Origin of the sequence: Pleomorphomonas koreensis DSM 23070 (assembly GCF_000425185.1) — a bacterium.
GTDB classification, from domain to species: domain Bacteria; phylum Pseudomonadota; class Alphaproteobacteria; order Rhizobiales; family Pleomorphomonadaceae; genus Pleomorphomonas; species Pleomorphomonas koreensis.
Map to the genome: position 1 here is coordinate 1 of NZ_AULH01000072.1, position 1,430 is coordinate 1,430.

At 57.6% G+C, this 1,430-nt stretch carries 1 protein-coding gene; it reads right to left on the bottom strand.

What is annotated here, in order from left to right; genetic code table 11:
* Positions 1-1,240, bottom strand: a 1,240-nt coding sequence (locus tag H512_RS0120100) for a hypothetical protein (RefSeq protein ID WP_026784922.1), incomplete at its 3' end; no start/stop codon positions are given.
* Positions 1,241-1,430 lie beyond the last annotated feature (190 nt).

The following is a 1,430-nucleotide window of genomic DNA, read 5'->3' on the forward strand; positions in this document are numbered from 1 at the left end:
ATCGCTCGGATAGCCCAAGGGAACCTCCTCCGAAGAAGAACCCTTGAATCAAACCTCGGCTGATTTGGGAATCCCTTTTGTCAACGCAGCCTAGATCGCGCGGGCGCTCGTGCCATGGCACCGTCAGCTGGATGATCGACAAAGCGTCAGGGATTACGGTGAACGGAAGCGAATTGAGTACGTATACGCCTATCGGAACACCGTGGCGCGCAACCGTCTGCGATCCAGCCGATGTCTGCGGTGGCAAGATGCGGGCTTCAAATCTGGCCGAGTGAGCGTGATGGTAAAAAGTGGAAGCCCCCCCGGCTTCGATCATCAATTGTCCGACATCGATGAGCCCGGTTCCAGCCCGCTCCATCGCGCTAATTCCGAAGAAGATATCGCAAAGAGCCGGGTTGCGCTGTTCGGTAATGCTCTCGGACAATACAAAGCGTCCGTCCATTTCGAGAGCTACCCTGCCGGCGAGCTTTTGCGGCAGCGCGCCAGGATTCGCGAATACAATTTCCGTCCCAGGGCGGACATCGATTATTGCCGGTTCGGCTAGCGTATAGTCGCGGTGAACTAGCATGTTGACCAGAAGCTCGACGAGAGCCCGCGGCGGATAAGCCCGCTGTTCGCCATGCTGTCGTCTTCCCTTCACCTTGAGCAACGGGTTGACGTCTTCTGCATCGAGCCGCTCAAGGAGACGGCGATGCTGGCTGATCAAGTTACCTTCGTAGAGCTCGCGTTTCTTTCCGCCTTCGGTAAGGGTGACGACGGCGTGCGGGAAAAACTCGTGCGGAGCTTTGCCGAACAGCAGCAATGCCCCTGCAGTCACCTTGTCAGTGGAGGCTTGCTGCACAAGCAGCCCTTGCTCACGCATGAGGCTGAACAGTGAATCTCGCGTGACCGGTGCGCGTTTGAGCTTCTTGCAATAATCCGTCAGGACGGAAAGCGCGAGGTCGAGATCAAGATCATCAATGGTTGCCTCTTTGATGATGTCCTCGTCAAAAGACTGAGGCGCGGAGACCGCCGGTTGTTGCCCCGCTGCGCGAAAACGGTCAAAGCCGGCGAGCTCCTGGGCAAGATCGCTGAAAAGCTCATCAAATCCATCGATGGGTACGAACGTGAAGTTGGAACCAATGCGTCGGGAGAGTGCTTCGACGTGTGGGTGCGGCGTCTCGCCATGTCGCAAGCACCAGTAAATTCCTTTCGGAAAGTCGAGCCGCCCCTGCTTTATTTGGCCGAATATGCCTTCCATTATTGAGGGCTCGGCACCGCGGTAGCCGACAACAATAATCGGGGAAGCGTCAAGTAAAGGGCGTAGCAGCGAAACAAGGGCAGAATCGGCAGCCCCGAGATCGTGTCCCAGGGCGTGGTGTAGCTTCGGCGCTCGCCGTGCCTTCCGGACAGAGCCGGGAACGTGTCAGCTTGCCGCTGGCAGGCTGATG